The following is a 25,591-nucleotide window of genomic DNA, read 5'->3' as shown; positions in this document are numbered from 1 at the left end:
ATACATTTAGCTGACCATTACTAATAAATTGATAGGTTTAGAAGTTAAGATGTATTTAAGACATTTTAATGAATTATTAATTACTATTCAGTTTTCAAAGAATAAGCCCAGAAGGGCATTTTTTTATTCTATTAAATTCAAAAATATAATTTATAATTTAATAGCGTAAAATAGGAGAAATAAAAAAAGAATGGCATATATTTTATTTACTTTATTTAGTATATTATTGATATTTTTAATTATAGTTACTATTTTTTTTATAAAATCAATTTATATTGAAGTAAGTTCAAAAAGAAATCGAAAAATAACAGATGAGATTAGCAGATCTATGTATGAAAATGAAACGAATTTAACTAGATTAAAACTATTATCAAAAAATAACAATACATATGAAAAAATGTATAGTGAATTAAATGTTTATTATAATACTTTAACTAAATATTCAAGTATTTTGAGAGTTAATTTAGAAAGTTCAAATAATTATATTAGGGATAGGAAAACCAAAGAATTATTTAAAGTAAATATTACGCTTAAAAAAAATTTAAAAAAATTTAAAATTAATCAATTAAAGGCTAAGAATATAACTACTGATTTTCAAAAAACATACGAAAATATTGATGAATCTGTATCAAGAATAATTCAAGTTTGTGAATATTTGATAAAACGATTAGAATCTTTTGCTAATTTAGAATTTAAAACTGTTAATTATATTTTTAAAGAAGTTTTAAATCTTAAACGTGAAACAAAAGCTATACTTGATAAAAAAACCAATTCTAATATAAATGATTTGTTTACAATTGCAAGCGAAAAAGAAAAACATCTTTTAGAATTATTTAAATTAGAAAATAATCATTTAGCTATAGAATATATGCTTTTTGGTCCGTTATTAACTTTTATAAAATCACAAAATGTATTTAGTAGTGAACAAAATAAAGTTATTGAAAAACATCTTAGGGAAATAAAAGAAATTTGAGTTGATAATAATTTTAATACCAAACTATTAATAGAAAAAATAAGAAGTTTATATTTTTATTTGAGTAATGTGTTTTTAGAATTTAAATTTAAATCCATCATTGACAATTTTAAAAAGAAAAATAATGAATCTATAATTAACTATATTTTTAATTTAATAGAGTCTAAAAGCAGGGAAATTTCCAAATTAAATCTTGAGTCTAAAAAAAGAATTAAAGATGAATTAAGTTTTTATTATGAAAAATTAAAAATATTCACAAAAGAAATAGATAATAGTTATTATTTATCTAGTTTAGAAGATTTAATAAATTTATTTAAAGAATTAGAAAGAAATGTTTATTTAATTTTGTTAGAAAATAAAAAAAATAGTACATGCGATATTAGGGACGAATTAAGTAACATAGAAAATTTATATTATATTGTGATTCAACATAAGTTTTTGCCTAAAAACAATAATACATTAGCAATTACAGATAACTTAGAAAATTTATATAAAAATATTCAAGTACAAACAGACAAAAATAAATTGAATGACTGAATAATTAATATTGAAAAGTTAATTATTTTTATTGGTGAAAACATTGAATATAAACAAATGTACGAGAAAATAATAGAATATGTTATTGATAATAAAAAATATAATGATAAAATTCAAGTATTAAAAAGTTTTTTGTTAAGTGCAGAAAATAACATTAAAAATTCAGACTATAAAGCCGCTTATAAAATAATGAAAAAATTCATTTTAACACAATAAAAAAAGGGGAGAAAAATGTATAAAAAAATTTTAATTAGATATGGAGAATTAGTTTTAAAAAAGAAAAATAGAAAGACGTTTATAAATCAATTATCAAATAATATTATACATATAGTTGGTCAAAAACCTAAAGTTGAGTTTGATAGAATGTATTTAGATTATAGTGAATTAGCCTTAAAAAGATTGCAATTTGTATTCGGGATAAGTTCTTACTCTCCAGTTATAGTTACCGAAAATAATATTGATAATTTTAAAGACGAAATTTTAAAATTGGTTAAAAAAGATTCTAAAACTTTTAAAATTGAAGCAAGACGTAATTTTAAGGGTTTTGAATTTAATTCATCTAATATAAATAATATTTTAGGTACTCATGTTCTAAAAAATACAAGTTTAAAAGTAGACGTTCACAATCCAGATCAAATTTTTTATGTTGAAGTCAGAAAAGAACAAACATATATTTTTTCTAACTATATCGAAGCTTTAGGGGGATTACCAGTAGGAGTGTCAGGAAAAGTGTTACACTTAATTTCAGGTGGATTTGATTCTCCTGTAGCTGCTTTTGAATTAATGAAAAGAGGTTTAAAAGTAGATTTTTTAACTTTTATGACACCACCACAAACTGATCAAAGAACAATCGACAAGATAAATACTTTAGTTAAAACTTTATCAAATTATCAAGTGACCTCCAATTTATTAATTGCTGATTATTCGTTTTTAATGAATTATATTTCTTTTGTTTCTAATGAATCTTATAAAATAACTTTAATGCGTCGTAGCTTCTATCGTATTGCTGAGCAAATTGCTAAAAAATATAATATTTTAGCAATTTCAAATGGAGATAATTTAGGACAAGTAGCATCTCAAACTTTAGAATCAATGTATACAATTGGTAGCGAGAGTTCTTTACCGATTTTGAGACCATTATTAACATTTGATAAGAACGAAATTATTAAAATTGCCAGGTTGATAAAAACACATGATATTTCAATAATAAAAGCTAATGAGACATGTGAGTTGTTTGCTCCTAAGGAACCAGTTACTAAACCTAAAATAGGAGTAGCTTTAAAATTAGAACAAGAACTTAGTCAAATTCCTGCTTTAGAATCAGAATTATTAGAATCTAAAATTGAACATATTAAAATTTCTATTAATTTAAATAAACCAAGCTAGCACTTGGTTTATTTAAATTTTTTCTCTCAAGTGGGTTAAAGGAGGAAAAATAAAAAAAACTGATCTTACATTTTCTGAATATTTTAAAAATTGAATTATTGTGTATAAGAAAGGTTCAATAACTAATATAAGTTACAGAAAATATGAACTAACATTAAAGTGAGTTAATAGAATTTCGCCAAATTTAAAAATGGAAGATTTAAATAGATTAGAATATCAAAAAATACTAAATGAATACGCTTTATATCATGAAAGACAAACAACCATGGATTTTCATCATCACTTAAAAGCGTGTTTGTTAGATGCTTTTGACGAAGGTTATCTAAGTAATGACCCAACACGAAAAGCAGTAATTAAAGGTATTCCGGAGAGAAAAAAGAAAATAAAATTTTTAAGTCAATTTGAATTACAATCTTTAATAAAAAAACTAAAAATACAAGGTTCTATTAACTATGATTGATTAATTTTACTTATTGCAAAAACAGGGTTAAGGTTTTCAGAAGCTTTAGCATTAACTCCAGCTGATTTTGATTTAAATAAACAATTATTAAACATAAATAAAACTTGAAATTATAAAGAATCTAAAGGCTTTGCACCAACTAAAAATAAAAGTTCTATTCGTAAAATTCAATTAGATTGATTGACGACTTCACAATTTGCTTTTATGATTAAAAATCTGCCAAGTGATAAACCTATTTTTATTAAAAAAAGTGGAAAAATATTTAATTCAACAATAAATAATATTTTAGAGCGACGTTGTAAAAGTGCTGATGTACCAGTAATTACGGTTCATGGACTTAGACACACTCACGCTTCTATATTATTATATGCTGGAGTTTCGGTAGCCTCAGTAGCAAAACGATTGGGTCATGCTAGTATGAATACAACTGAAAGAGTTTACTTACATGTTATTAGTGAATTAGAAAATAAAGATATTGATTTAGTTATGAGATCAATATCTAATCTTTATTAATTTTTTTAAAACCCACTAAAAAAGTAACGTTAAGTTACTTTTTTATAATTGTTTCTAAAAAACTTTTAATACATTTTTTAGAGTTAATACCTGAAATTTTATATTTATTACCACCTCTAACGTCTTTTTTAAAGTTAAGTTCGCAAAAACTATAATATTCATTTAATATATCACTATCATCCTTTAAATTTTCATTTATCGCATTATAAATATCATTTAATTTTAAAAGTTTGTTACCGTCATCGGCATTATTATAATCGCTTATTAAACTTGCTATTTGTTCAATACTTAACCCAGTAGCCCTAGAAAATGAATTATATTTTTCGTTTATTTCGCTTTGAGCTCTTTCATTAAGTTTTTGTGAAACAACATTTTGAAGTTCGTATGTATTTTTAAAACTATATACATCTATATTTGATTTTATATAATCTTGGTCGTTATAATTATATTTAGATAAAAAATAATCAATATCTTCGATTTTATTTTTTTCATCATTCTCATTTTTTGATATTTTTTGCTCCAGAAGTTCGTAATCATATGTTTCGTCCGGTTTTTCTGAGAAAAATGATTCACTAGGACTTTCTAAAAAATAATCATTAGTTACATTATAAATATCATAATAATCATAATCATTAGATGTGTCAGTTATTTTAAGGATATCTCTAATTTCTTTTGCTCTACTTCTTATCGTGTCAATTCTTCTTAAAATTTTACTTGTGTCATCCAAATTAAAAATATTTTTAATATCGTTAATAATTTTGTTTTTATCTTCAATATCAAGATTACTAAATTTAATTCATGTTTTTAATAATATATCAGCATAATTTTTGAAGTTTTTAGCTTCCTTTATTATTTGAGTTTCTTTTTTTGTTTGCATATATTCTTGAATAGCTTCATTTAATCGTGTTGGAATTCTGTTATAATCATTTTTAAAGCCGATTTTTTTACTAATTTCATTTATTTTAATAAAGTTTATTTCTATTTGCTCTTTTATTATATTAGGTTTTAACTCTAAAAATCATATATTACTCTCATCGCCGCTATTTTGATTTGCATACTTTTTAAAAGCTTTTTCTAAAAGAAATTTCATATTTGCACCTTGTCGGAAAAATCTTATTTTACCATACTCTTTAGGTCTTCATATTTCTTTTTCTTTTTGGGTTTGTAATAAAACTCTATTAGTTCTAGAGATTGCTTGTATAAGTAAGTAGTCTTGGTTTATGTTTTTGTCAAAATAAATTGTGTCTATGTATTTTGAATCATAACCGGTCAATAATTGATCAACAACAATTAATAAATCTAATTTTTTAGAATAATCATCTTTAGATCTTACTTGATAATTTATACCTTCTTGTTTCAATCTTTTTAAAATATCTTCTTTATACTTGTCTTTTATTTGGTCTATTTTAAAATTTGTATTGAACATTTTATTATAATTTTTCAATAATTTATCGTAAAATTCGCTTCTTTCAATAACACCTTTTTCTGTGTTGGGTTCACTAAAATCAAATAGTAAAGTAAAGTTAATTTTACATTTAAATTCTTTTAGTTTTTCTTCGAATATATTATAGTATTCTATAGCATCATCTTTACTTTCTACTGCAAAAAGCGAACTATATAAACCACCATGATTTTGTTTATTTTGTATTGTTTTTTTAATTAATTCTTCTACTATTCAATTTTTATAAGCTTTATTGTTATAAAAATTATTTTCATATAATTCTTTTTCTATTTTTAATGATTTTTCCATATTATGATTATTAGTATTAATTAATATATCATATTCATCTGCATCTACATCATTATAATTTTTAAATTTAATGTTATATTTATCTTCTATTATTTTTTTGCTTTTTTCAATTTCTTCAAGGTCATCTAACCCTGATTCGTTTTTCTCGATTAATTGTTTGTATTCATGATAAAGTGATTGTAAATCATATTCTTTGGTTTTATTTTTTTGTATATCTAGAATATTAGATGTATTTGTAAAGAGTTTGACTAGATATTTAGGATAATCAACAAATATTCTAAATGGTAAAACTTTCTTATCTTTTATTCCATCCTTAATTGTATAACTATGTATTAAACTACCAAAAATATCGTTAGTAGTTTGTTTTTCAAAATTATTGTTAACGTCATCATTAATTATGGGTGTACCAGTAAATCCGATAAATTTAGAGTTTGGAAACATTTCTTTGAAACTTTCAAACTGTATACCATCAGTAGATCTATGTGCCTCATCAAATATAAAAATGAAATCTTTACTTTTTGCTTTATTACTTTCTATTACCGAGTCTTTTTCGCTTTCGTACATCTTTTTAATTTTTTGTATTGTGGTTATTATTATTTTTTGATTATTAATAAACTGATAAGAGTTGAAATCGTTTTTACCTTTTACTTCTCTTTTTAGTTTATTAGTATTTTTTGTTGATACTATTTCGATATCTAATGAATTATTTGAAAATTTTTTGTATTCATCGTTAGTTTGGCTAGATAATGCTATTCTATCGACAACCATGAAAATTTTTTTGTTATTATACTTTTGTTTTAAAAGTTGAGCTAATTTGAAACTTGTTAGTGTTTTACCAGAACCTGTTGCATGTCAAACGTAACCTATTTTATTTTCGCCATCATTATTTCGGTATGATTTATCCATTCTTTCTAAAATATTATGAATTGCGTGGTATTGGTAACTTCTGAGTAAGAATAGTTTGTCATTTTCTAAGTTTTCAACTGTATATTTAGATACCATATCATGTATGGTTGGGATGTTAAAAAAATATTTAACTACTTCATGCCACTTATGAACTGGTTTATTTTCTTTATCCTTAGAATTTCAGGTTGTAAAATATAATCAATCATTAATAAAATTATCTGGAATATTTTTTTCATCAGTTTGGTTTGGGGTATAAAACATTTTATTTTCCGACATAACAGAAAGTATTTGAACAAAATTAAGCATTGTCATTTTTTTCTTTATTGAATTAAAATTAGATATACGTTTTTTGTAATTTTTGATTTGTTGGACTGCGTCTTTTATATTAGAACTTCTTAGTTTTAATTCAATTAGTAAAACTGGAATTCCGTTAATTAATAACATTATATCCGGTATTATTCCGTCAATATCTTCAAACTTAATTTGTCTTGCAATTTGATAAATTGGATCTTTAGTATTTAAGAAATTTCCTACACTATCATTATTTCCTATTATTTTTTGATTATTACCACCATTTTTAAATAAAACTAAAGAATATTTTTTATTATTTCCTTCATCTTTAAAATAATCAATTGGAGGCAATGAACCGTATTTTAATATTCCATTTGTTATTTCTGTTAATTTCTTATCATGTAATTCTTCTAGAATTCTATCAATGTGATTAATTGTTAAATTATATCCATTTAAGTAATTTTTATTTATACTATTAAGAATATTACACCAGTTTTGTTTTAAATCTTGTTCGGTTTTATTGTAAATTGTCTTAGTATATTGGTTAGAAGTTTGATTTAATGATTCTGTATTTTTGTCTACCCTATAATTGTATTCAAGCTGTTTTATTATTGCCTCTTCTAATTCTTTTTCTGAATTAAATCCAATTATATTCAAATTGTCATTGTCATTCATTTTTTCCTCATCTTTCTAAATTGTAGGTGATGTTCATATGAAAAAAAATCTTTCAAAAATGGTCCCTTTTTTCATTAATTCATGATTATTTTGTATATCTGTCGAATTTTTTTTATATTCGTTAAAAATATAAATAATGCTTTTTACAGATGGTCCTGAAATTATATCCATTGTTTCATATTGTGAAAACATGCTTCTTGCATCTAAATTACTTGTGCCTACTCATGCTATTTCGTCGTCGATAACCCCTGATTTTGAGTGTAAAAAGTGATCGTTATATATTTTAACTTTCATACCCAATTCCACTAATTGTTTAATCTGTCATAAACCAACCTTATAAACAAGTTTTTTATCTGGTAATCCAGGAAAAAAAATGGTAACATCAATGTTGTTTTTAAGTGCTAAAACAATTTCTTTAAACATTGCTTCTGTTATTGAAAAATATGGTGTAGCAATCTTAATAGATTTTTTGGCCTGACTAAAAAGTTTTATCCAAACTCTTTCTGCATTAGAATAGTCACATGATGGAGAATCAAAAATTAAAATAGATTCATTTTGTCCTTTTTGTTCCTTGTTAAATTTATGTATATAATTATTAATATCTAATTTTTCTCTTGTCACTATTTCTCAAAATTTAATAAAATGAATGTTGTAAGCGTTAACGTATTCTCCGGTTATTTTGTAATTTAAGTCAATTCAATGCCCGTATTTTGGAGATAATGATGCATATTCATCTGATATATTATTTCCTCCAGAAAAAACTTTTTTAGAATCTATTATTATGAATTTTTGATGATTTCTATAAAAAGACTTGTGAGTTATGAAAGGGTAATATATTTTTGCTATAAAATGTACTTTAACGCCAACTTTATTGAGTTTTTTTAATTCTTTCTTTAACTTTGGAAAAGCGCCAAAATCATCAATTAATCACTTAATTTCTAACCCTTCTTTCGCTTTTGATTTAATTAAATCTATAAATTCTCTTGAAATTTCACTTTTTTTAATTATATAAGTAATTATTAAAATGCTTTTTTTTGCGTTTTTTATATTTTTTTCTAAAGAATCATAAAATCTATAACCTTCTTCATAAAATTTATAATCAGCATTAAAAAGGGTATTATCGGTTATATTTTTTAATTGATTTAAGACGGAGTTATTACTTTTAATTTTATCTATTTGATCTATTTTATTTAAGTTATAACTATCTTCTTCAATTACTTTTAATTCGTTTTTATTTGGTTTGATTTTTCCTAAAGTAAAAAATATAGCTACACTAAAAATAGGTAATATTATCATTAAAAATAGTCATGAGAGCTTAATTTGAGAATTTCTTTTTTGAAATGCTATAACAAGTACCATTACTACATTTAATAAATAGTTTGTTCAAATGAATAAATGAACATAATTTGAGTTTATGTTATAAATTAAGAAAGAAATACCAACAAAAAAACAGCTTATGAAAATAAATTGAGCAAATATTATTAATAATCTATATAAATTTAACTTTCATATCATATTTATATTATATAAAAAAATAAACTATTAATTAGTTTATTGGTATAGTTTATTTCTTATATCCTTTTCCATCACGAATTCTACCGTTTTCTCCATGAATGTAATATGTTCCATTGTATTTTTTAGCTAGGTCTCTAGCGTATGGTATAGCTTCTTTTTGGGTATCGAAAGTTATAGTTGCTTTTTCAGCGCCTTCTCTATATACTCTTCATTTACCCTTTTCTCTATCTAATGTAATGTGTCAAACTGGTTTTAATTCTTTTTTTGCTGTTTCGCTTGTTTTTGTTTCTTTAGCCATTTTTATTTATCTAACTCCTCTATTCTTTCGATGTGTCTTCCACCTTCAAAATCTGTTTTTAAATATTCATCAATCATTTTAATTGCATCTTCAGTTTTTAGTTGTCTACCACCAAACACTAGAACATTTGCATTATTATGTTGTTTTGCTAAGTGAGCATCTTCAACTGAAGTAATTCTAGCAGCTCTTATATGTTTATGTCTGTTTAAAGCATATGAAATTCCGAGTCCTGTACCACATACTCCAATTCCAAAATCAGGTTTACGAGAGTTAATATATTCAGCTAATTCATTTCCTTGAGTTGCGTAACTAACTTTATTAACTCCGTTGTCCGGACCTAGATCTACTGTATCATAACCCAAAGATCTAACATATTTTTTAAGTTCTTCTTTAAGTTCGAAACCTGCATGATCAGAAGCTAAGGCTACTACTTTTTTACTCATATTTGCTCCTTTTATATTTTAAATCAATTAATCTTTTTAATTATACTAAATTAATCTTTTAAATTATTAATAAATTATTTTATTTTTTTCCATTTTTAAATAAAATAAGTTAGAAATGAAAATTAGAGTTGAAAAATTTTTATCAGAAAATACAAGTTATTCTAGAAGAGAAATAAAGAAATTTATATCAAATAGAAGAATAAAAGTTAATGACATAGTAATAAAAAAATCAGAGCAAATTCATTTTGATGATGTTGTTAAAATTGATAATCACATTATAAAAAAACAAGAACAATTTATTTATTTACTTTTAAATAAATCTTCAGGATATGTGTGTGCAAACATAGATAAAATAAATAAAACTGTATTTGATTTAATAGATTCTAGATATTTAAGTTACAAAGGAATTCATACGGTTGGTAGGTTAGACAAAGATACCGAAGGTCTTTTGTTAATTACAAATGACGGGGAATTAACTCACGAACTTTTAGCGCCTAAAAAACACGTTATAAAAAAATATTTTGTAAGATTGAACGGCAACCTAGATAATAGTCTAATAAAAATATTTGAAAAAGGATTTGATATAGGCGAAAAAAATATTACTAAACCTTCTACATTAGAAATTTTAAATAATAATGAGTGTTTTTTATCTATAAACGAAGGTAAATTTCATCAAGTAAAGAGGATGTTTTTGAAGTTTGGTTTAGAAGTTATTTATTTAAAAAGAGTTAAATTTGCTAATTTAAATTTACCAAAAGATCTAAAAAAAGGTGAATATATAGAAATAAAAAGAGATCAAATAATATAAATGATTATTTAATATAATATAATTTAAATATAATAACATATTTAATAAAGGAGTTTTATGAAAATAGTTGAAGATTATATGAATTTTAATTCTTATAAGTCTATAACAGATCAAACAGTTTATCCTATTTTTAAAAGCGCAATTGAAGAAGCGTTTTCGGACGAATCATCAATAAATAAAATGAGAAAAAACAGAAAAATATCAATAATACTTTTCATACTTTCTACATTTTCGTTTTTACTTGGTGTTTTGTTGCTTTTTGTAATTGGTTTTCAAAATGGAAAAAGTACTAATTTTATTGTCTTTTTAGTTTTTCTAATCTTAAGTTTTATATTAATGTTTGTTGGCATTGTTATATTTTGAAAATATAAAAAAACCTTAAACATGATAATCTCTAAAATAAGGAATTCAATTGACGTTGAAAAAATATACAATAAATCATTCAAAAAGGTAAATAATGGAATTAATTATTTATCTACAAAGGCAAATGTAGAATTTTTTTTAGATACCAAACAATTTAGTAAAAAGGAAATATTAGATAGTTCGCTTGATAGTGAAGAAATTATTACTTTTAATTTTGGTGTTCCAAATGATGCTAGAATTGTTAAAAAGTCTAAACAAAAATATTTATTAATTGATAATAGATATCCTGCATCATTTATGAATGTTCTTTATCTTCAAATAGTTAGAAATTCAAAAGGTCAAGTAGTTTCAAGAAGATATTTCGAAAGAGGCGTTTTAAAAATTGATACAAGAAACTTGGGCGATAGAGGTTTCGAATTTACTTTATTTAAAAGGGGATTGTTTAGTAAGAAACCAATAAAATTAGAAAATAAAGAATTTAACAAGAAAATAAGGTTAGTAGCAGATGATGAACTAAAAGCTAGACAAATGTATACACCACTTTCAATGGAGTTATCAGTTAAAAGGGTGGAGGATGTCCATGGTTCTATAGTTAATTCTATGTATGTAACTTCAACAGGTGATTCAATTTATTTTGAGTACTCTGTACCTATGAATTTTATGGAGTTAGATATTATTCCATCTATAAATAAAAATAAAATTTTAAATTCAATGTATAATGACTTTTTATATGATACATATACTTTATATTGAATATTATCGATAATTTATATACCAATTTATTTAGACAAATAAAACAAAAATCCAAATATAGTTTGGATTTTTTAAATAAAAAAACCTTCTTAAGAAGGCTTATTTGACACAAGGAAATTAAATTTCTCTCGATGTCGGCTCAAAGGTATTATACTATATTAATAAATTATTTTTAGAATTTTTGAAGAAAATCTTTATATTCTGCCAAAACGTCTAGTAGATCGTAAACACGAGTTTCTTTTTGTTGAATTTCTTGATAAACTTGTTCACTTGTATTTTGTTGCAATATTATTTCTTCTTGTTCTTGAACTAAGTTCTCTTCTTTTGTGTCTACTTCTTTTTCTTGGTAACCAACTCTAGTTTGTTCGATGACTTCATGTTTTTTATCTTCTAGTAATTGGTTAGCTATTTTGTTTGCTATTCCTTCATCTTCACAACGAACTCCGCCAACTGGCTCATATACTTTCTCTTCGCGTGTTTCCATTGTGTTTGAAGCACTAGCTTCACGACATGCTCTTTTGTTGCATTCTCTATTCATGATTTCTCCTTAAAAATGTTTTAATATAAATTAATTTTACTCTTTTTACTGATATTTTTTTAATAATTTTAATATTTGATCTACTTTATTTGTTTTTTCTCATGGTAAATCCAAATCATCTCTACCAAAATGTCCGAAATAAGAAGTTTTAGCATAAATTGGATGTCTTAAATTTAGAGATTCTATTATTCCTTTAGGGCTTAAATCAAACGATTCCATAATTATTTTTTCAATAATTTCTTTTTTAACTGTTTCTGTTCCAAAAGTTTCTACCATTACTGAAACAGGTTGAGATACACCGATCGAATATGCTATTTGTAATTCGATTTTTTTGGCTAATTTAGCCGCAACTATATTTTTAGCGATTCAACGAGCTGCATAAGCTGCGCTACGATCAACTTTTGTTGCATCTTTACCACTGAAGGCTCCGCCACCATGTCTTGATGCTCCTCCATAAGTATCTACAATAATTTTTCTACCAGTTGAACCAGTATCACCAATTGGACCACCTATAACAAATTTACCAGTAGGGTTGATTAAAATTTTCTCAGGTAATTCAAGTTTATACTCTTCTAAAACAGGTTTGATAATATTATTTTTTATAAAATCTTTAAATTCATTTTCAACAAAATTAGCTGAGTGTTGTATGCTAATTAATATAGTATCAACTGTTGTTTTTTTAGGATCAGTATAATCTAGCGTAACTTGAGATTTCATATCAGCTCTAGCTCATTTAAAATCACCACTTACTCTTAATTCTTCAGCTCTTTTTACTAATTTGTGTGCAAGAGTTATTGCTAAAGGCATAAATTCTTTAGTTTCATCAGTAGCAAAACCGAACATAATACCTTGGTCTCCCGCTCCGATTTCATCATTTGATAATTCTACACCTTGCGATATATCCGGACTTTGTTTTTTTATGTCAGTTATAAAGCTTGTCTCGCTTGTATAATAATCAAATGTTTTTAAAATATTTTTAGCAATTTCAATAACATCTACTTCTGCTTGTGAATTAACTTCACCAGCAATAAAAATATTGTGACCACTTGCCATAGTTTCGATTGCTACTTTAGCTTTAGGGTCCCGCATTAAATATGCGTCTAAAATTGAATCTGAAATTTGATCACATACTTTATCAGGATGACCACGTCCAACAGATTCACTTGTAAATAGTTTTCTCATTTTTTTTACTTCCTTTTTATATATTATTTAGAAGCATTAGGAATTGTCGCATGTTAAGTTAATTATGAATTAACTTCTGACTGACCACCTTGCTATAATTGTAGGTTGGTAATGGTTTATATCACAGTCTGAACCATTCTCTATATGCTTACGTTAAAGTTCATATATTATAACATAAATAATATTAATTAGAAATTTTAATGTTATAATTATATTATTACGAGGGGGTTTAGTATAATGGTAGTGCTATGGTCTCCAAAACCAAAAGTAAGGGTTCGATTCCTTTAACCCCTGCCAAAAATGTAATTTGTATCAAACTTATTTATATAGTTTGATTTTTTTATATAAAAAAATCAAGTAACAAATACTTGATTTTTGCTATTATCTAAGCTTCCTTAGAGATTTTAATTAACATTGAAAATGTTTTTGGTTCGTTAATAGCTAATTCTGAAAGCATTTTACGGTTAATTGTAACGTTTGCTCTTTTTAAACCGTTAATAAATCTTGAATAACTTAAACCTTCAGCTCTTGTAGCTGCATTAATACGAGCTATTCATAATTTACGGAAATTTCTTTTAACTTGTTTACGATCTCTAAATGCGTATGTTCATGATTTAACAACTGCTTGTTTAGCAACTTTGTAACCGATTGATTTGTGTCCAAAGTATCCTTTAGCTAATTTTAATCATTTTTTACGTCTTGCTCTTGTAACTGTACCACCTTTAACTCTTGCCATAATATATTTCCTTTCTAATTTATGTAACTAAATAAATTTTTACAAAATAAATTAACAAGATTAAAACATTGCTTTAAATCTTTTTAAGTCACTTTTTGACATAAGTGTAGCTTTACGAGATTGACGCTTTTGTTTTGTGGTTTTATTTTGTGCTAAGTGTGAACGGTATGCTTGTTCTCTAAGAACTTTACCTGTTCCTGTAACTTTAATACGCTTTTTTAAAGCGCTTTTAGTTTTCATTTTTGGCATTTTATTCTCCTTCTTTAGAATCGCTATTTGATGAATTTTCATCAGAAACTTGATTCTTTTCTTTTAAATATTTAGCGATTTTAGTTTTATTTGGTTGGAGATTCATATCTAAAAATCTTTCATTCACTAATTTTGGCTCGGTTGTTTTATCTGCAATCGCCTCAACCTTTGAATAAAATCTATCTAAAACATTTATACCAAGATCTTTACGCCCTAATTCACGACCTCTTAATTTAACAGAAACTTTAATTCTATCACCTTTAAGTAAAAATTCTGTTGCCTTTTTACTTTTTGTTAATAAGTCGTTTTCTCCAATCATAGGAGTCAAACGAATCTCACGATTTTGTATATTGGTCTGTTTTTCTTTAAGCTCTTTTTGTTTTTTCTTTCGATCGTATTTAAATTTACCGTAGTCTAAAATACGAGCAATTGGTTTAGGTTCAACGCTAATTAAAACTAAATCCATTTTTTGGTTTTTAGCTCTTTCAATAGCTTCAGAAGTTGACATAACACCAACTTTGTTACCTTCACTATCAATTAAGAAAACTCTAGAATATGGAATGTCTCTGTTTACATAGTGGTTAGATTTTGGTTTTTTTCTTTTGTCTTGAATAATAATAATTCTCCTTAAAATAATAAGTAAAAAAGTTTCATTCGCTCTCGCCAAAAATGTATCAAATAGATACATTTAATTGTAGCAAAACCCAAGGATATAGTCCATCAGGTGAGAAGTGATTCTACTTTCTGCAATTAAATTTTTATATTGCTTATTTATTTTATCATATTATATAAAAAATAAAATTCTAATTTTAATTATTTAAATAGAATTAAGGTATTTTTAATTTTCATTTTTTAATCTTCAAATATCTTTTGTTCCGTCGATTAAACCAGATTTTACATTATCTATTTCAAATGAGTTTAAAAGCATTGGTAATAAATCCAAATGATATGAAATTAAAGCTTTTTTGTATGTGTCGTTTTCTTCAACTTTTAATTTTTTAAATTTTTCTATTAAATTTTTTATTTTTTCTTTTAAAAATTTTATATCATTTGATTTTTTATATTCTTCGCACTCTTTTAAAATTTCTTCATCAATTGGTTTTTCTTCTGGTTGGACTTGATCATTCTCTTGAATTTCATCTTTATTTTCTTTTTTTATATTTCGATGATCTTCAATCTCTTGTTTTTGTTTGCTTTGAGAATCGAGTTTTTTGTCTTGAACTTTATTTTGCTCTGAAGAATTGTTTTTTAATATATTATTTTGATTTTTATTTTCTTCAGTTGATTTAGATTGTATATTTTCATTATTATTTTGCATTGGATTAGTCTTAATTGTTTTACTATCTTTATTATTTGTATTATTTCTATCTAATGCGCTATTTTGATTATCTATAGTTTTATCGTTATTTTGTTTTGTATTTTTTTTATCATTTTTTTCTATTTTGATATCTTTTTCAAGAATTTCTTCTGTACTTTTTTTGATATTTTTATTAATTGTTTCTTCATTTTTATTTGTTTTGTTAGTTTCTGATAGATTATGATTTATGTCGCTTTGATTATTTGATATTTTATTTTTTTCTTTATTCGAGTTATTTTCTTCTTTTTTTTCGTTTTGATTTGAACACGAAATGACGCTAATTAAAGAATATGATGAAAATATAGTTGAACCTATAAAAATAAAATATTTTTTAACTTTATTCATTTACTTTCTCCTTGTTTATTTTTATTTTTGAAAATTATATTAAAAAAAAGGAAGGTCGTAAATTTAAAAAATAATACTTTAAAGTATAAAAAACAAAAAATAAAAGTTTTTAATCAAGTAAAATGCATTTTTTTGTTTTTTAATAAAGATTTTCATTACTAATAAAAAATTAGATCATAAAAATTATTTATTTTTTATGATCTAATACTATATTATTTAATTTTCTTAATCAATGATTTAAACCGCTTTTAGTTATTACTATATTATGCTCTTGCTCCAATTTTTTAACCATTTCATTCATTGAAATTCATGAGTTTTCTAATTTGATTCTAAAGAAAACTAATTGGTCATCATTAAACATATTTATCAAGTTATTTTCGAAGATATAGTTGATATTCTCTATGTGTTTTATGGAGCTATTAGCAATTTTTTGAAGGTTAGAAATATCTATATTATTTATTCTGTTTGAAACATTTTCAATATCTCTGGTTATTTTTAAATTTTGTAATTCAAATCATGATTTTTTTGCACCTATAGCAGATAAAAAATCTAATAATTCATCAATTTTTTTAGTGTAGGCTAAAAATCTATTTCTACGTTTTAATACTTGAAAATTAAAATCATATTTATTTAATTTTTTAATGATCATTTCGGTATTTTGAATAGAATGAGTTGAAATTTCTAAATGATAAGAAGTTGAATTTTTATCAGAAATGCTCCCGCCACCGCAAAAAACACCAGCAAAAAAACTTGTTAACTTTTCTTCTCAATTTTTATCGATTATTTTTTTGTATTCTTGGTTAGAAATATAGATTTTATTTTTTAATATTTTGTAAACGCTAATTTTTAATTTATTTAACCTTGATATAACTTTATTTAAAATATAGTTATTTTTTATTGTTATGATTTGAAAATCATCTTTTTCTATTGCGTTAGAAAAATACAAACCATATAAAAATGATTTTATTTCTTTTGTTTTAGTTATGTTGTTTATTATTTCCTTTTTTATTGTTCAGGAAAATGAGCTTCTATATTTTTCCATTGTGTTTTTATTTTATAATATTTAGTTTTTTTAAAAAGAAAAATAAATTTAATTTAAAGTAAATTAATAAATAATGACAAAATATTGTTTTTTAATGTAAAATTAAATTGTAAGATTTATATTTTTAAAAATAATGCAAAAATATAGTAAATTAAGAATAAAATTTGTATTAAATATTTTGTAAAAAAACTTTTTAATTTTGAAAATAATAAGAAAATAAACAATCGACATTGTAAGGTCGTTTTTTATTCACATTATTTATAAAAAACAAATTTAATTTTTATAGTTGAAATATATTATAAATAATATTCAAATTTAAGTTATATAATTAAGTACTATTTTCTCAATAATAATATTTGACTTGCAAAAATGAAGGAGATATATGAAAAAGAAATTGTTCTTTTGGTCTTTTATTTCGATATTAACTTTGCCAATTGTTTTATCAAGCAGTATTTCAGTTAACAATAAAACGACTTATTTAAAAAAAAGTTTATCACATATTGATGGACCTGAAATAAATGTCAGTGATTATTTAGCTACTGATTGAATGAAGGATATACCTGATAACAGAAGCTTATTTTCATTGAGCATACCAGGAACACACGATTCAACTATGTATAACGGATGAGGTTTTCTTTGGTCTATTGGAGGTCGTTTATTAGCTAAAACCCAATATTTTAATTTTGAAGACCAATTAAAATTAGGTGTAAGGGCTTTTGACTTAAGAATGCAAAATGATGGTCGTTTAGTTCATGGTAGTATCCCATCGGATCAATTTATAGATAAGGCTTTTCAAGAATATGTGAAATTTTTAAATGAGCATCCTAGTGAATTTATTATAGTTAGAATAAAAGATGAAAATTTTAACGTAAATAACGAAAAATACGCTAAAGAAGCTAATCAAATTTACCAAAAAACTATATTTAGAGACTACTACGATTATATTTATAATCAATCCGGTGAAAATGTAGATACTTTATCTAAAGAAAAAGGTTTCAATATAGGTCAATATAGAGGAAAAATAATAGTATTAAATCACTTACATCATAAAATTAATCGAGATACTGTTGGTGGTTTTCATTTTAGAGCAATTACTGACAATTATGTTGTTCAAGATAAATATGACGGAATTAATTCGAGTGAAGAAAAAGTAAAGCATATTACCGATCATTTTCAAAGAACTAATAATAAAGGTTACCGTGATAATAGATTATATGTCAATTTTACTTCATATGCTAGTGGAAGACAACCTAACACTTCATCAAATGAAGTAAATCAAAAAGTAGCTGATTATATTAATAATCATAACGAACTTTCTACACTCGGTGTTGTATTTAGTGATTTTCCTGGTCCTTCGCTTATACAATCTATTTATAGGACCAACTTTAATTATACGGACACTATAATTAATAATAATGTTTTAGGCCCATTGGTTAACAGTTTACATTTCGACAAAGTATATGATAGAGATAATAAAATAACATTAATAACATCTGATAATCCAAAATCATATCAAAACCTGCATATCGAATTTGATATAGATGGCAATTTAATATCTAAAGTAATTCCTTCCGAATATAATAGTAATAAATTTGAAATAAATATTGAAAATCAACTTAAACACCCTCAAATAATTAAAGTATCAGCATATAAAATGACACCAAATGATGGTTGATTTGCGCAAAGAAAATACAATGAAATAAATATAGATTTACCGGTCGAAACAAATCAATTTATTATAAAAAGAAATGAATTAATTGATGTTATAAATAAACTAAAAATTGACTATGGTTATAATAAAAATTATTCATCTATTGTTAGATATTTAAATGATAAATTTAGCATCCCGCTCGAAAATATAAAAAACAATGATAATTTAAAACTAGCGGAATTAACAGATAATTTTAATTCAATTAAAAATCAAATTAACCAAGAGTTATTATTGTTAAATAATATAGATGATAATTTATTAATTTTAAATACAAAAAGAGATCAAATAAATAATATTTTTTCTAATCAAAAGATAACTGAGATCAATAATTTAAAAAACAATATCATAGAAAAAATAAATTCTTTATTCAATAATAGAGTTAACTATATATCAAGTAGCGAAATGAATAATTTATTTTTAGAAACATTAAAAAAAGATGAAATATCTAAAATTGTGCCTAAAATTATTGATGAGTTTAATAAATATAATTTTAAAAATCTTAAACTAGATTTCAAAAAAGAGAACCCCGATTTCAATTTTGCAAAAGAGCATTGAAATAATAAGATCAACGAAACATTATTGATTCCAGATGAAATAATATCTAAAATTCAAATCTCAACAAGTGTTGATGAAGTTAATTTAATTTCAAAACAAGAATATAATCATTTGAAAGAAAAAGCTAAGTTGATGCAAGATAATATTAATAGTGCAAGGAAAAATATTGTCGAAATTAAAAATTTTTTAAGCAGTGATGGAAATTTCATTTTTAAAGATTTTTTTAGAAATGAAATTATTGATAATATCTCAAATCTTGAATCCTCAAATTTAATAATAGAATTAGTAAATTCATATAAATTAAAATTAAGTGAATTAAAACAAGAAGTAAAAAAAGCAGAAGAATATGATTCGAAAAATAGTTCATTTAATAATCTAAATAATAGAAATTTTCAAAATACATTAAACGAAATTAAAAATAAGATAAATGAGCCAAATTCACTTTTAGATTTAGATTACATAAATAATAAAAAAGAAGAAATAGTTACTTTATTACAAAAAGCTAAAAAATCAAACAATCTTTATTCATATATTATTAAAAGGATAAATGATAGTGATAAGTTGTATGAAGAGTGAAAAGAAAAATTAGTTTCAAGCTTAAATAATATTTTTGATGTTAACGAAAGTAATTTAGCTAATTTTATTAAAAAATTAGATAACTTAGAAGAAGAAAATTTCTTATATAAATTATCTAACTTAGAATATTTAAATTTTTCTCAAAAAAGTCATCTATCCGGTGAAATGAAAAAAATAATTGATATTGATGCTCTAAAAAACAAATTAAATGATGCATCTTTATTAAACAAAAAAATGAATCAATTAAACCAGTTGTTTTATGAGTTTTCGAATTATGATTTAGAAAAAGGTTATGGACTTCTTGAGTATGAAAAACAAGTTGATTTTTCGAATAAATATAACGAAATTAAGCAAAAAATAAGCCGAGATATTGACATTAAAACTGTGAATAGTTACATTAATTTTCTAAACAATTATATGTTAATTTTTAATGGTGAAAAAGTAATATCTAACTTAAGAGATAGAATTGCTAAATCAAATAAATTATATGAATTTGAAAAAAATAATTTAAATACTATTTTGAGCAATGTTGATAATAGCGAAAAGCTTCAAGAAATTAAAGATCAGATAAGTATATTAGAGGAAAAAAATATAAAAAATAATGATGAAAATATATTTAAGCAACTTTCTAATGAACAAAGAAAAAATGCATTATACGAATTGAATAATTCTGTAAATGAAGAAAATTATCTTTCAAATAAACAAAAATATTTAAATTTAGATAATTCTATTATAATTTCTGAAGAACTTTTTAAAAATATAGAAAAAATTAAATTAGAAGATAGGTTTTTGAATAATTATGATGAAATTAAAGATAACCTTTTAAATAAGGTTTCTGAATTAAGAGAAATTTATAAAAAAAGTAATAATTATATAGAAATAGAAGAAAAAATTAGAGATATAAATTATTTTTTAAGCAAATTAGAAGATGAGTCTATAAAATTCAAACACGAGAATTCAAAAGATAATATTGTTATTTCCGAGGATAATAATAGCAAAGAAAACGAATTAGATAATTCAGACAAGATCAATGATGATAATTTAGTTACCATAGATAGTGCTAGTGATAATAACTATAATGATAATAATAGTGATAAAAAAGTAGATTTAGAAGTTCCGAATAATGGAACAAATGAAACTAATGTTGATAGTAATGGACTAGATAATAATAAATCAATTGACAAAAACTCAAACGATGATTCAATCGAATCAATTAACAAAACAAAAAATAATGAATTTAAGGATCAAAATTCAAGTTCAGTTAGTGAAACAAAAAAAATTTTACCTCAGAAAAAAGACAAAATAAGTGACACTAATTCAAAAAAAACAGAAAAAGAAAAAGAATTTGTAATTAATTCGGAGTTTAAAAACGAAGTAAGAAGGTGAAATAATAGTTACTTTTATTTGCTTCTAATTCCCGTTGGGCTATTCATTTTATTGTTAAATATTATTATGATATTGAAACGTAAAAATAAAAAGAAAAATTCAAGTTTATAAAGACTTGAATTTTTTATTATTTTTTTGACTAATTTTTTTATTGTATACACTTCATGTTCACTTAAATAAAAATCCTATTAATATGAAAGAAAAATAAATTACAAAAACAAATGTATTTTCACTTTTTCATGAGTCGTTTATTATGAATGGAAAAATTATAATAGATGTAATTATAAATATTCATATTACATTTATTGTGTAAATAATTTTTTCTCAAAAAGGTATTTTTGGTATTATTTTTTTTCTATCTAACATAAAGGCAACTATGTATGTTAACATATCTTCAATCAATAAAGCTATACTATTAACGATTATAACAGCATTAAAATATGGATTTTCTGAATTTTCATCTGTTAACAATATTGGTAACAATCATAAAATAACCATTGATATAAAAGTAAATATACCAGTGAAAATTATTGCATTATGAAATTCTCCTTTTTTATTTTGCTTAGCAAAAAAAGGACTAATATGATTGTCTTGTGATAGAGGTATTAACTTTCTCGCTGTAGAAACAGTTTGTGAAATTTTATACCCAATATCATTTGAAATAAAACCTACTATGAATAAGATAACCCCGAAAATACCAAGGCCTCTTGTATAACTTGTGTAAAAGGAAGAAAAATTACTATACGATGACAAATCTTTTATTCCCATTATAAAAGTATAGAATAATAAGTAAATTATTAACACTATAGAAATTGATCAAAACAATACTTTTCTGAAGTTTTTAAATTTAACATCTTTTGTCATTGAAGCCATATCTTCAATTCCGGCGAACGAAAATATAAAAAGTATTATATTAGTAAAAATTAGTTTCGGAGTAATTCTTATATTGATTGTATTATTTATATTTTCTTTATAGCCTTCTAAATATGTGTTTGTCAAAGCATTATCCATAAAGGTTAAGTATATTAATATTATTAACCCAATCCCTAGAAAAATTCATTTAATTATGCCTGTCAAAAATACTATTTTAGTATTCAATTTCAACCCAAATGTAGATATAGCAATCAATAATGCAAAAAATATGAATGATATAATCCTAATAATTCAGACTATAGTTGAATAATTAGGATTATCTTTCGAAATTACTAACTCAATTATTGTGGAAAGAAATAGCGGTGATATTGAAGATAAAACAGGCGATTGAATAAATTGATTTCATCCAATAAAAAAGTTAAAATGATTTAATAGTTTCTGTTTTTTTGGTATTGTTATCTCTATATTATTTTCTTTTTTGTAAATATCATTTTCTAGTTGTCTACTAAAGGCGTAAGAACCGCCATAGTGTTCTTTGAAAGAATTAGCCAACCGCGAAAAAACTAAAGATGTTCCAAAAATAGTTAAAACGGATATTAATATTATTAAATATCCGTAAAATCCTAGATTTCAAACATTTGCTATTGTAGTTAGAAAACCCAACCCAATTATGAAATTGATTGTAAATAAAGTAAAAGATTTTTCACCAAAATGCTTTTTACTCATTATTTCCAGTTGTTATTACTTTTTTAGGTTTTTTGTTGTTGAAAATTACATCATATATTTCTTCATAATATTTAACAGGGATATATGTTATTTTTTTCTTTATTTCTTCTGGTATTTCTAATAGATTAGATTCGTTTCCGAATGGGATAAATACGTACTTCAATTTTTTCTGTGTTGCTGCAAATGATTTTTCTTTCAAGCCACCTATATTTAAGACTCTACCTCTAAGTGTAATTTCTCCAGTCATTCCGTAATAATGAGGAACAACTTTACCGCTAAGTGCTGAAATTAATGCGGTTGTAAATGTTACACCAGCACTTGGTCCGTCTTTTGGTGTTGCACCTTCCGGTACGTGAATATGAATTGTATTTTTATCAAAATCAAAATCTTTGATTCCGAATTTTTCTGCATTAGCTTTAACGAAAGATAAGGCAATTTTTGCAGACTCTTGCATTACATCTTTTAATGAACCTGTTAACTTTATTTCGCCTTTTCCCGGGTAAGTATTTACTTCGATTTGAAGCGATGTTCCCCCAACTGTTGTGTAAGCTAATCCATTAACAACACCCGGAACTTGATAATTATCTTCTTCATTATCTTTGTAATATTCAGGCCCTAATAACTCTTTTAATGCTGAAATTTCAACTTTATATTTTTTAGTTTTAGTTTCATTTTTATCTAAACTTTTTAAAGTGAATTTACGAGCAATTTTATCTAGAATACGTTTTAAACCACGAACTCCCGCTTCAATTGTATAGTTTGAAATTATATATTCAAGGGTTTTGTCGCTAATATTTAAAAATCCATTTTTCTCACCAACTTGTTCTACAACTTTTGGTAATAAATGCTTTTTAGCTATGTTCATTTTTTCTGAAAGAGTATAAGCTGAAAGCTCAATAACTTCAATTCTATCTCTTAATGCGTGCGGAATTGCATCGTAATAATTTGCTGTGGCGATAAATACAACTTTAGATAAATCGTACTCATGTTCAAGGTAGTGGTCTTGAAATTTACTATTTTGTTCGGGATCTAAAACTTCCAACATAGCTGAAGCGGGATCTCCTTTGTTTGTCGACGCCATCTTATCGATTTCATCTAATAATACAACAGGATTTGAAACTCCGGCTTGTTTAATTCCTTTAATAATTTTTCCGGGCATTGCACCTACATATGTTCTACGATGACCTCTTATTTCAGATTCATCACTAACTCCTCCTAGAGAAATTTTTACAAATTTTCTTTGTAATGATTCTGCAATAGCTTTAGAAAGTGAAGTTTTACCTGTACCGGGTGGACCAACTAAACAAATAATAGGAACATTATTAAATGTTTTTTGGCTTTCTTTTTCGTTTTCTTTAAAAAGATTTAAATCTATTTCGTTATTATTGTCGTATTTAATTTTTTTGTCAACATCTATTTGGTTTTGTTTAATTTTAATTATTACGGCAATATATTCCAATATTCTCTCTTTTACCTTATCTATACCGTAGTGATATTTATCTAGTGTTTTTTTAACATGATTAATGTCTAGATTTTCTATTTCTGTTAATCTTCATGGTAATTTTTTCAATAAACTTACATATGTTTTTGAAATATTAGCTTCTGGAGAAGTAGGCATCATTTCAGAAATTCTTTTTGTTTCTTCTTTGATTAATTCACGAATAGATGAAGGATATCTAAGATTTTTATTTTTGTCTTTCAATAATTTTAAATATTCATCTTCATCTACAGGAACTTTCATTTCTTCAAGTTCGTCTTGGATTGATTTTAATTTTTCTCTTAAAATAAATTCTTTTTGTTGGTTTGTTAGTCTAGTGTTCATCTTGTCAGCAATCATTTTTTCTGTCATAAAATTTTCTGTAATAATTTCTGTAATTCTTAATATTATTGCTTGAACATTTAATCTATTATATTCTAAAAAGAGATCTAGTTTTTCTATAACTTCTTCATTAACTATTGAAAGAAGAGAATTTAAAAATGTTAGTTTTTCATCGTAAGTTGTTAAATTTTCGCTAATGCCGAAATCTAACATAAATTTTAAAAACTCTTTGTATGTTCATTTTTTGTTTGTTGATCTTCTTGTTGCAAATCAAATTTTTGTTATTTTACTATCTTCTACTATTGTTTGGATTTTTTGTAATTCTTCAGTAATTTCATCATTAGAAATAGTTACGTCAATATTCGTTGATATCGCATCATTATTACTTGATAGGTAAATTATTTCTCCTGAAGAAACGGGTATGTAGTTTTTAGATTGTAGATCAGCGATATTTTTTTTGAAAAATTCAAAATTGACAAAACTGTCTTTTTTTATTTTTAAATCGTTTTCAATTTGTGCAAAACCATAATCATCAAATTCAATGAACGCAAGTGCTTTAAAAACAAATTTAAAGTCATTAGAATCTTCTAATTTCGCGATATCTAATATTTCCGCATAAATACCACGATGTAGTAAATCATCTTCAAAATCTTTAAATGCAAGAGCAATTGGTTTGTTTTGCTTGTAATGTTCGAATACCAATGATTCATCTGACATGGAGTCACTATTTACTACCAATTCGTGGATAGCACTTGGGTAAGTATATAATTGTTCATTTAATACTATTGTTGTGAAATAATTTTTCTTTTTCATAACTCTCCTTAT

At 24.2% G+C, this 25,591-nt stretch carries 19 protein-coding genes and 1 tRNA gene; 7 read left to right on the top strand and 13 right to left on the bottom strand.

The window, feature by feature from the left end; genetic code table 4:
- Nucleotides 1–190: 190 nt before the first annotated feature.
- The 3 genes from KQ876_RS01995 (at nucleotide 191) to KQ876_RS01985 (ending at nucleotide 3,869) form a co-directional block, all read left to right on the top strand.
- Nucleotides 191–1,726 carry a hypothetical protein gene (locus KQ876_RS01995; RefSeq protein WP_216490058.1) on the top strand — a complete coding sequence of 512 codons (1,536 nt, stop codon included), beginning with the start codon at nucleotides 191–193 and terminating at the stop codon, nucleotides 1,724–1,726.
- Nucleotides 1,727–1,741: 15 nt separating this feature from the next.
- Nucleotides 1,742–2,896, top strand: a complete 1,155-nt coding sequence (gene thiI / locus KQ876_RS01990; RefSeq protein ID WP_216490057.1) for a tRNA uracil 4-sulfurtransferase ThiI — start codon at nucleotides 1,742–1,744, stop codon at nucleotides 2,894–2,896.
- Between the two features lie 100 nt (nucleotides 2,897–2,996).
- The gene (locus tag KQ876_RS01985; protein WP_374978434.1) at nucleotides 2,997–3,869 is read left to right on the top strand and encodes a site-specific integrase; all 873 of its coding nucleotides are present in this window, start codon (nucleotides 2,997–2,999) and stop codon (nucleotides 3,867–3,869) included.
- A 34-nt stretch (nucleotides 3,870–3,903) separates the two neighbouring features.
- Here the strand turns inward: KQ876_RS01985 and KQ876_RS04390 are convergent, their stop codons facing one another.
- From KQ876_RS04390 to KQ876_RS01965, 4 genes are read right to left on the bottom strand one after another with little or no spacing between them, the layout of a single operon-like run.
- A complete protein-coding gene (locus KQ876_RS04390) occupies nucleotides 3,904–7,491 on the bottom strand; it encodes a DEAD/DEAH box helicase family protein (RefSeq protein WP_216490056.1) in 3,588 nt (1,195 codons plus the stop codon).
- Between the two features lie 15 nt (nucleotides 7,492–7,506).
- Nucleotides 7,507–9,006: a phospholipase D-like domain-containing protein gene (locus KQ876_RS01975; RefSeq protein WP_216490055.1), complete on the bottom strand. Its 1,500-nt coding sequence runs from the start codon at nucleotides 9,004–9,006 to the stop codon at nucleotides 7,507–7,509.
- 49 nt (nucleotides 9,007–9,055) lie between these two features.
- Nucleotides 9,056–9,304 (bottom strand): DUF2188 domain-containing protein, encoded by a 249-nt coding sequence (locus KQ876_RS04385; protein ID WP_205851676.1) that lies wholly within the window; start codon nucleotides 9,302–9,304, stop codon nucleotides 9,056–9,058.
- Nucleotides 9,305–9,306: 2 nt separating this feature from the next.
- Entirely contained in the window at nucleotides 9,307–9,747 is a 441-nt protein-coding gene (locus tag KQ876_RS01965; protein ID WP_205851678.1) for an RpiB/LacA/LacB family sugar-phosphate isomerase, read from the bottom strand.
- A 115-nt stretch (nucleotides 9,748–9,862) separates the two neighbouring features.
- On the opposite strand from KQ876_RS01965, the gene KQ876_RS01960 reads away from it, so the two are divergent.
- A complete protein-coding gene (locus KQ876_RS01960) occupies nucleotides 9,863–10,555 on the top strand; it encodes a pseudouridine synthase (RefSeq protein WP_205851679.1) in 693 nt (230 codons plus the stop codon).
- A gap of 57 nt (nucleotides 10,556–10,612) precedes the next feature.
- Nucleotides 10,613–11,713: a DUF3137 domain-containing protein gene (locus tag KQ876_RS01955; protein ID WP_216490054.1), complete on the top strand. Its 1,101-nt coding sequence runs from the start codon at nucleotides 10,613–10,615 to the stop codon at nucleotides 11,711–11,713.
- A gap of 130 nt (nucleotides 11,714–11,843) precedes the next feature.
- Here the strand turns inward: KQ876_RS01955 and KQ876_RS01950 are convergent, their stop codons facing one another.
- Nucleotides 11,844–12,209: a hypothetical protein gene (locus tag KQ876_RS01950; protein WP_205851682.1), complete on the bottom strand. Its 366-nt coding sequence runs from the start codon at nucleotides 12,207–12,209 to the stop codon at nucleotides 11,844–11,846.
- Between the two features lie 45 nt (nucleotides 12,210–12,254).
- A complete protein-coding gene (gene metK, locus KQ876_RS01945) occupies nucleotides 12,255–13,391 on the bottom strand; it encodes a methionine adenosyltransferase (protein WP_205851684.1) in 1,137 nt (378 codons plus the stop codon).
- 223 nt (nucleotides 13,392–13,614) lie between these two features.
- Here metK and KQ876_RS01940 point away from each other — a divergent pair.
- Nucleotides 13,615–13,688: transfer RNA gene (locus KQ876_RS01940), tRNA-Trp, on the top strand.
- A gap of 88 nt (nucleotides 13,689–13,776) precedes the next feature.
- Here KQ876_RS01940 and rplT read toward each other — a convergent pair.
- From rplT to whiA, 5 genes are all read right to left on the bottom strand, one after another.
- The gene (gene rplT / locus KQ876_RS01935) at nucleotides 13,777–14,127 is read right to left on the bottom strand and encodes a 50S ribosomal protein L20 (RefSeq protein ID WP_205851686.1); all 351 of its coding nucleotides are present in this window, start codon (nucleotides 14,125–14,127) and stop codon (nucleotides 13,777–13,779) included.
- A gap of 60 nt (nucleotides 14,128–14,187) precedes the next feature.
- Nucleotides 14,188–14,376, bottom strand: a complete 189-nt coding sequence (gene rpmI, locus KQ876_RS01930; protein WP_174892773.1) for a 50S ribosomal protein L35 — start codon at nucleotides 14,374–14,376, stop codon at nucleotides 14,188–14,190.
- A gap of 1 nt (nucleotide 14,377) precedes the next feature.
- Entirely contained in the window at nucleotides 14,378–15,064 is a 687-nt protein-coding gene (infC, locus tag KQ876_RS01925) for a translation initiation factor IF-3 (RefSeq protein WP_205851689.1), read from the bottom strand.
- A 150-nt stretch (nucleotides 15,065–15,214) separates the two neighbouring features.
- Nucleotides 15,215–16,078, bottom strand: coding sequence for a hypothetical protein (locus KQ876_RS01920; protein WP_216490053.1), 864 nt, complete (start codon nucleotides 16,076–16,078; stop codon nucleotides 15,215–15,217).
- A 187-nt stretch (nucleotides 16,079–16,265) separates the two neighbouring features.
- Entirely contained in the window at nucleotides 16,266–17,120 is an 855-nt protein-coding gene (gene whiA / locus KQ876_RS01915; RefSeq protein WP_216490052.1) for a DNA-binding protein WhiA, read from the bottom strand.
- 382 nt (nucleotides 17,121–17,502) lie between these two features.
- Between whiA and KQ876_RS01910 the strand changes: the two genes are divergently transcribed.
- Nucleotides 17,503–21,459 (top strand): hypothetical protein, encoded by a 3,957-nt coding sequence (locus tag KQ876_RS01910; RefSeq protein ID WP_205851694.1) that lies wholly within the window; start codon nucleotides 17,503–17,505, stop codon nucleotides 21,457–21,459.
- Here the strand turns inward: KQ876_RS01910 and KQ876_RS01905 are convergent.
- Nucleotides 21,454–22,947, bottom strand: coding sequence for an APC family permease (locus tag KQ876_RS01905; RefSeq protein WP_205852610.1), 1,494 nt, complete (start codon nucleotides 22,945–22,947; stop codon nucleotides 21,454–21,456). The two genes, KQ876_RS01910 and KQ876_RS01905, sit on opposite strands and share 6 nt — an antisense overlap.
- The gene (gene lon / locus KQ876_RS01900) at nucleotides 22,940–25,579 is read right to left on the bottom strand and encodes an endopeptidase La (RefSeq protein WP_253282215.1); all 2,640 of its coding nucleotides are present in this window, start codon (nucleotides 25,577–25,579) and stop codon (nucleotides 22,940–22,942) included. Before lon ends, KQ876_RS01905 begins: the two co-directional genes overlap by 8 nt.
- Between the last annotated feature and the right edge of the window lie 12 nt (nucleotides 25,580–25,591).

The organism is Mycoplasma sp. CSL7491-lung (assembly GCF_018913965.1).
Taxonomy (GTDB): domain Bacteria; phylum Bacillota_I; class Bacilli_A; order Mycoplasmatales; family Metamycoplasmataceae; genus Mycoplasmopsis.
This window is presented reverse-complemented; position numbering and strand designations above follow the sequence as displayed.